Annotated in this window: 7 protein-coding genes; 2 read left to right on the top strand and 5 right to left on the bottom strand. The window is 70.5% G+C overall.

Annotated elements, in window-relative coordinates; translation table 11 throughout:
- The coding region (locus tag N878_RS11310) for a sigma 54-interacting transcriptional regulator (RefSeq protein ID WP_021443766.1) at window positions 1-423 on the top strand (423 nt) is incomplete at its 5' end.
- A 69-nt stretch (window positions 424-492) separates the two neighbouring features.
- Here the strand turns inward: N878_RS11310 and modC are convergent.
- From modC to N878_RS11290, 4 genes are all read right to left on the bottom strand, one after another.
- Window positions 493-1,584 (bottom strand): molybdenum ABC transporter ATP-binding protein, encoded by a 1,092-nt coding sequence (modC, locus tag N878_RS11305; protein WP_031303048.1) that lies wholly within the window; start codon window positions 1,582-1,584, stop codon window positions 493-495.
- A 32-nt stretch (window positions 1,585-1,616) separates the two neighbouring features.
- Window positions 1,617-2,297: a molybdate ABC transporter permease subunit gene (modB, locus tag N878_RS11300; protein ID WP_021443764.1), complete on the bottom strand. Its 681-nt coding sequence runs from the start codon at window positions 2,295-2,297 to the stop codon at window positions 1,617-1,619.
- Window positions 2,298-2,309: 12 nt separating this feature from the next.
- Complete coding sequence (modA, locus tag N878_RS11295; RefSeq protein WP_021443763.1) at window positions 2,310-3,059, bottom strand: molybdate ABC transporter substrate-binding protein; 750 nt, start codon at window positions 3,057-3,059, stop codon at window positions 2,310-2,312.
- Between the two features lie 135 nt (window positions 3,060-3,194).
- Entirely contained in the window at window positions 3,195-3,821 is a 627-nt protein-coding gene (locus N878_RS11290) for a class I SAM-dependent methyltransferase (RefSeq protein ID WP_021443762.1), read from the bottom strand.
- A gap of 292 nt (window positions 3,822-4,113) precedes the next feature.
- Between N878_RS11290 and N878_RS11285 the strand changes: the two genes are divergently transcribed.
- Window positions 4,114-5,352 (top strand): MFS transporter, encoded by a 1,239-nt coding sequence (locus tag N878_RS11285; protein ID WP_021443761.1) that lies wholly within the window; start codon window positions 4,114-4,116, stop codon window positions 5,350-5,352.
- Between the two features lie 51 nt (window positions 5,353-5,403).
- On the opposite strand, the gene N878_RS11280 is transcribed toward N878_RS11285, so the two are convergent.
- On the bottom strand, window positions 5,404-5,593 hold a 190-nt coding region (locus tag N878_RS11280; RefSeq protein WP_036987716.1), incomplete at its 5' end, for a YeeE/YedE thiosulfate transporter family protein.

The raw sequence follows: 5,593 nt of genomic DNA, 5'->3' as shown, positions 1-5,593 counted from the left end.
CTGCAGGGCAAGCTGCTCGCCGCGCTGGAAACCCGCGAGCTGTACCGCGTCGGCGCCGGTCAGGCGTTGCCGGTGGACGTCAGGCTGGTGGCGGCCAGCAGCATCGACCTGGCCCGCGCGGTGGCCGCCGGCACCTTCGACGAGCGGCTGTACGCCTACCTGGGCGACGGCCTGCTCGAGCTGCCGGCGTTGCGCCAGCGGGTCGGCGACATCCTGCCGCTGGCCGAGTATTTCCTCGGCAGCCATGCCCAGCGCCTGGGCCTGGCGATCCCGCCGATCAGCCCCGCAGCGCAGGCCGTGCTGGAGGCGCATCCCTGGCCGGGCAACACCCGCGAGCTGGAGAACGTCATCCACTTCGCCCTGCTGCTGGCCGGCAGCGCCGAGATCGGGCCGCAGCACCTGCAGCTGCCCGGCACGCCGTAACTGGCGACGCTCGCCGTAGCCCGGATGCAATCCGGGAAATCCTTCGAACGCCCCCGGATTGCATCCGGGCTACGGCGCGAGCAGCGACACCGATTTCACCTGCGCCCACAGCGTCTGGCCGGCCTGGATGCCGAGCTGGTCGAAGGAGTAGCGGGTGATCCGCGCCAGCAGGCGCTGCTCGCCCAGGCGCAGGGTCAGCAGCACCTGGGCGTCGAGGGCGCGCCAGTCGTCCACCGCCACCGGCAGCAGGTTGAGCAGGCTGCTGCCCTCGGCGCGCTGCAGGCCGAGGCTGACGTCGCGCGCCTTGATCTTCACCCGTACCCCATGGCCGACCGGCAGCGCCGCATGCGGCAGGCGCAGGCGCGCCTCGCTGCCGGGCAGATGCAGCTCCAGCAACTGGTAGGCGGCGTCGTGGCCCGCGACCCGGCCGTCGATCACCGCCTCGGCGTCGTCTTCCAGGGCGAAGGGCAGGTCGGCGCGCAGCAGGGTTTCCTTGAGCGGGCCGCTGGCGCGCACCTGGCCTTCGTCGAGCAGCACCAGGTGGTCGGCCAGGCGCGCCACCTCGTCCGGCGCGTGGCTGACGTAGAGCACCGGAATCTCCAGCTCCTGGTGCAGGCGCTCCAGATAGGGCAGCACCTCCAGCTTGCGCTTGAGATCGAGCGAGGCCAGCGGCTCGTCCATCAGCAGCAGGCGCGGGCTGGTCAGCAGCGCGCGGGCGATGCCGACGCGCTGGCGTTCGCCGCCGGACAGGCTGGCCGGCAAACGCTCGAGCAGATGACCGATGCCGAGCAGCTCCAGCGCCTGCTCCAGCGCCACCTGGCGCTGCGCGGCGGGGATGCGGCGTTGGCCGTACTCCAGGTTGCGCCGCACGCTGAGGTGGGGGAACAGGTTGGCGTCCTGGAACACGTAGCCGATGGCGCGCCGGTGCGCCGGCAGGAAATGGCCGCTGGCGCTGTCCTGCCACAGCTCGCCGGCCACCTGCAGATAGCCCTGCTGCGGGCGATCCAGGCCGGCGAAGCAGCGCAGGCAACTGGTCTTGCCCGAGCCGGAATGGCCGAACAGGGCGCTGACGCCGCGGCCCGGCAGATTGAGGTCGACGTCCAGGCGAAAGCCCGGGTGCTGCACCACGAAGCGCGCGCGAATGCGCCCGTCGTCCGTCACGGCGGGGGCCGCGGGTCTGGCGAAAGCGAACCTCACCACAGCCTCGCTTTGCCGGCGCGCCCGGAGTAGAGCGCGAGCAGCACGATAAAGGAGAACAGCACCATGCCGCCGGCCAGCCAGTGGGCCTGGGCGTAGTTCATGGTTTCCACATGGTTGTAGATCTGCACCGAGGCCACCTGGGTCTTGCCGGGGATATTGCCGCCGATCATCAGCACCACGCCGAACTCGCCGACGGTATGGGCGAAGCCGAGCACCGCGGCGGTCATCAGGCCGGGGCGGGCCAGCGGCAGTACCACGCTGAAGAAGGCGTCCCAGGGCCCCGCGCGCAGGGTCGCGGCGGCCTCCAGCGGGGCGCGGCCGATGGCCTCGAAGGCGTTCTGCAGCGGCTGCACGACGAAGGGCAGCGAGTAGAACACCGAGGCGATCACCAGGCCGGTGAAGCTGAAGGTGAAGGTGCCCAGGCCGAGGCTCTGGGTCAGCTGACCGATGAAACCGTTGGGCCCCATGCTCACCAGCAGGTAGAAGCCGATCACCGTCGGCGGCAGCACCAGCGGCAACGCGACTATGGCGCCGATCGGCTGCTTCAGCCGCGAGTGGGTGCGCGCCAGCCACCAGGCGATGGGCGTGCCGATCAGCAGCAGCAGCAGGGTGGTCAGCGAGGCCAGCTGCAGGGTCAGCCAGATCGCGTCGAGGTCGTGCTTGGACAGCGGCATGCGGGGTCCCGATTACAGCTTATAGCCGAAGGATTCGATGATCGCGGCCGCTTCCGGGCCCCTGAGGTATTCCAGCAGCGCGGCGGCGGCCGGGTTGTTGGCGCCCTGCTTGAGGAGCACCGCGTCCTGCTTGATCGGATCGTACAGCGCCTGCGGCACCATCCAGGCCGAGCCGCTGCTGAGCTGGCCGTTCCGGTACACCTGGGACAGGGCGACGAAGCCCAGCTCGGCGTTGCCGGTGGCGACGAAGTGCAGGGCTTTGGCGATGCTCTGGCCTTCCACCAGCTTGGGCCGCAGCGTCTCGTGCAGGCCCAGTTTTTCCAGCACCTGGATGGCGGCCAGGCCGTAGGGCGCGGCCTGCGGGTTGGCGATGGCCAGGTGGGTGAAGGCGCCGGCGTGCAGGGCGGCGGGGCTGCCGTCGAGGGTGTCGACGTCGGCCGACCACAGCACCAGGCTGCCGATGGCGTAGGTGAAACGCGAGCCGGGCACGGCATCGCCCTCGCTCTCCAGCCTGGCCGGGGTGCTGTCGTCGGCGGCCAGCAGCACATCGAAGGGCGCGCCATGCTTGATCTGCGCATAGAACTGCCCGGTGGCGCCGAAGGAGGCGACCAGCTTGTGCCCGGTGGCCTGCTCGAACCTGGGCGCGATGGCCTGCAGCGGCGCGGTGAAGTTGGCGGCCACGGCCACCTGCACCTCGGCGGCGAGGGCCGGGCCGGCGCCGGCGAGCAGCAGGACGAACAGCAGATGGCGGGAGCTGAACATGGCGCCTCCGTGGCGTTGTTTAGTTTTCTATATAGCGCGTGGCCTGCGACGCCGCCAAGGGCTGTCGGCCCTGGCGCGCTGGCTGAGGGGAAGGCGGCATCTTGGGCAATAGCTGACCGGCAAGTCAAGCCCGTGTCAGCGCCGCCGCCAGACGCTGGCCAGCCAGGGCTGCTGCTCGCGCGGCAGGCCGGCGGGGCGGTAGTAGTGCTCCAGTTCGACGAAGCCGGCGGCCTCGAGCCGTGCGCGCCAGTGCGCCAGGTCGTGGTAGGCGCCATAGCGCGGGCCGTTCCAGCCTTCCTGGTTGTCGCCGCGCGGGTTGGAGCTGAACAGCACGCCGCCGGGTTTCAGCGCGGCATGCAACTGGCCGAGCACCTGCGGCAACTGCTGGTCCGGCACGTGGAACAGGCTGGCGTTGGCGAAGATGCCGTCGAAGCGCGCGCTGGGCAGGTCGAGGGCGAGAAAATCCTGCAGCCAGACCTCGCAGCCGCTGTCCACCCGCGCCATATCGACGAAGCGCGGGCAGCCGTCGAGGCCGACCGGCTGGTGGCCGAGGGCGGCGAAGGTGCGCAGGTCGCGCCCCGGGCCGCAGCCGAAGTCGAGAATCCGGTAGGGCGGCTCGGCCTGGATATGCGCGAGCAGCGCGGCGACGTTCTGGCTGACGTCGTGATCGCGGGTGCCCTCGCGAAAATCCTCGGCGCAGTCCTGGTAATGGGCCAGGGTCAGGGCGCTGATCCGGGCGAGTTCGGCGGGGCTCAGGGGCATGGTGATGATCCGGCAAATACAGGCATTAAACCCGCTCCCGGCCGGCCGGGGTAGCCGCGCGTGCCTCGCCGCTGCGACTGCAGGGAGGCAAGGATGCCAGGGTCGAAAGCGCCTCCCATGGCTGGCGCTGCGGGAGCGGCCTCAGCCGCGACCAGGGTGAAGCCACCTCGCCGCTGCACGGCGCAACCTGCGCAACAGCCTGTTCGCCCGTTTGCCCCGCTGCTGCGCTTTGTCTTAGATTGCCCGGCTCACCTCGACCGGCACCCGCCGGTCATGCCCCGAGGCTCGCACCGTGTCCGCTGCCGTTTCCGTTTACCGCCTCCCCGGTTTCCTGCCCTTTCTCGCCGCGCGCCTGCTGGCGATGTTCGCCATGCAGATCCAGGCCATAGTGGTCGCCTGGCAGGTCTACGACATCACCCGCGACCCGCTGTCGCTGGCCTACGTCGGCCTGGCGCAGTTCGTGCCGATGCTGCTGCTGTTGATGCCGGCGGGCGACCTGATCGACCGCTTCGACCGCAAGCTGATCCTCCTGCTCAGCTGGCTGGTGGAAGGCCTGTGCGCCGCCGCGCTGCTCTGGCTGTCGCTGAGCGAGGCGCCGGTGAGCTGGTACTACGCCGTGCTGGTGCTCTACGGCAGTGCCCGCGCCTTCACCGGGCCGGCGCTGTCCAGCCTGCTGCCGCAGATCGTGCCGCGCGAGCGCCTGGCCGCGGCGATTGCCGCCAACAGCATGATCATGCGCGGCGCGACCATCTCCGGGCCGGTGCTGGGCGGCGGCCTGTACGCCATCGGCGGTGGCGGGCTGACCTACTCGGTGTGCCTGCTCGGCTTCCTCGCCGGCGCCGCGTTGCTGCCGCTGGTGCCGGTGCGCTATGCGGAGAAGATGCAGGCGCTGGAATCCACGGCCTGGGCGCGCTTCACCGCCGGCATCGGCTTTATCCGTTCGCGGCCGATCATCCTCGGCACCATCTCCCTGGACCTGTTCGCCGTGCTGCTCGGCGGTGTGGTGGCGCTGCTGCCGATCTACGCCCAGGAGGTGCTGGAAGTCGGGCCCACCGGCCTCGGTCTGCTGCGCAGCGCCATGGCCATCGGCGAGGTCACGGTGGGCCTGTACCTGAGCATGAAGCCGTTCAACCGCCGGGTCGGCCTGACCATGTTCGCCGCGGTGGCGCTGTTCGGTGTGGCCAACCTGGTGTTCGCCCTGTCCAGCCTGTTCTGGCTGTCGTTCGCCGCGCTGGTGGTGGCCGGCGGTGCGGACATGGTGAGCATGTACATCCGCTCCTCGCTGGTGCAGTTCTCCACCCCGGACGCCATGCGCGGCCGGGTCAACGCGGTGAACATGCTGTTCATCGGCTCGTCCAACGAGCTCGGCGAATTCCGCGCCGGCACCAGCGCCGCCTGGTTCGGCGTGGTGCCGGCGGCGCTGATCGGCTGCGCCTGCACCCTGACGGTCACCGGCGGCTGGCTGCTCGGCTTCAAGAGCCTGCGCCAGGTCGACCGCTTCGAGGATGCCGCGCCGGGCAAGGCAGGCTAGCGCGAGCGCCGCATAGCGGTGTAGCCCGGATGAAATCCGGGCTAGGGAGCCTTACCCCAACCGCAACAGCGGCCGCAGCTTCAGCCCGAGCACGATGCCGAGCAGGCAGAACAGGCCGAACAGCCAGCCCGACGCCGCCCCGGCCATGATCCCGGAGAGCAGCGTGCCCACGGTGCAGCCCAGCGCCAGCAGGCTGCCCCAGCCCAGCAGCACGCCGCCGAGCAGGCCGCGCAGCCAGTCG

It is taken from the genome of Pseudomonas sp. EGD-AK9 (assembly GCF_000465935.2).
In the GTDB taxonomy this organism is placed as follows: Bacteria; Pseudomonadota; Gammaproteobacteria; order Pseudomonadales; family Pseudomonadaceae; genus Aquipseudomonas.
The sequence above is the reverse complement of the archived record's forward strand: the minus strand, read 5'-3'. Positions and strand labels throughout refer to the sequence as shown.

Bases quoted from the DNA above. Each gene is read 5' to 3' on its own strand.
- modB (WP_021443764.1), bottom strand. From the start codon at position 2,297: ATGCCGCTGTCCAAGCACGACCTCGACGCGATCTGGCTGACCCTGCAG.
- modA (WP_021443763.1), bottom strand. From the start codon at position 3,059: ATGTTCAGCTCCCGCCATCTGCTGTTCGTCCTGCTGCTCGCCGGCGCC.
- N878_RS11290 (WP_021443762.1), bottom strand. From the start codon at position 3,821: ATGCCCCTGAGCCCCGCCGAACTCGCCCGGATCAGCGCCCTGACCCTG.